The organism is Lacrimispora sp., assembly GCF_036758025.1.
Lineage (GTDB): Bacteria > Bacillota > Clostridia > Lachnospirales > Lachnospiraceae > Lacrimispora.
Genome location: NZ_DAIOXM010000048.1, coordinates 1 through 1,036 on the forward strand (window position 1 = coordinate 1; position 1,036 = coordinate 1,036).

Here is a 1,036-nt window from a genome sequence, read left to right on the forward strand (position 1 = left end):
CCCTTCCTGAGGGAAGCGTAATCGTGGCAAAGGATTTGACTCCTTCCATGACTGCCGGAATTGATCCCGCCAAGGTGACGGGAATCGTGACGGAACTGGGCGGAAAGACTTCTCACAGCGCCATTCTTGCAAGAGCCCTTGAAATTCCGGCCGTTGTGGCTTTGGAAGGGGTTCTGAACAAGGTGACAGAGGGAGAGGACATCGTCCTTGACGGTTCTGAGGGAATTGTCATTGTAAATCCCCGGCAGGCTGTAAAAGAGGAGTATGCTGCAAAGAGAGAAGCGTTTATAAAAGAAAAGAAAGAACTGGAAGAATATATCGGCAAGCCCACTGTCACAAAAGACGGAGTTCACATTGAGCTGGTTGCCAATATCGGCAAGCCTGCAGATGTGGAGAAGGTTCTTCAGTACGACGGAGAGGGCGTAGGCCTGTTCCGGACAGAATTCTTATTTATGGACCGCAATTCCATGCCTACGGAGGCAGAGCAGTATGAAGCATACCGCAAGGTGGCTTCCGCCATGAATGGCAAGCCTGTTATTATCCGTACCCTGGACATCGGCGGGGATAAAGAAATTCCTTACATGGGTCTGGAAAAGGATGAGAATCCATTCCTGGGATACCGGGCCATCCGGTTCTGCTTAGACCGGAAAGAAGATGTGTACAAGCCTCAGCTTCGCGCTCTTTTAATGGCAAGTGCTTTTGGAAATATCCGGATTATGGTTCCCATGGTAACCTGTCTGGAGGAGTACCGGGAGGCCAAGGCTCTTGTGGAAGAGCTTAAAAAAGAACTGGATGCAAAGGGAATTCCTTATAAAAAAGACATTCAGGTAGGAATTATGGTGGAAACGGCTGCTGCTTCCTTAATGGCAGATGTGTTTGCCAGGGAAGTGGATTTCTTCAGCATCGGAACCAATGACTTAACCCAGTACACCATGGCTGTTGACAGAGGAAATGACAAGGTATCTTATCTCTATTCTCCTCTCAATCCGGCAGTATTAAGAAGCATCCGCCACGTGATCGAATGCGGACGCAAGGA

At 49.0% G+C, this 1,036-nt stretch carries 1 protein-coding gene; it reads left to right on the forward strand.

The features are described 5' to 3' along the window. The coding region (ptsP, locus tag V7M78_RS21605) for a phosphoenolpyruvate--protein phosphotransferase (protein ID WP_333653137.1) at window positions 1-1,036 on the forward strand (1,036 nt) is incomplete at both ends.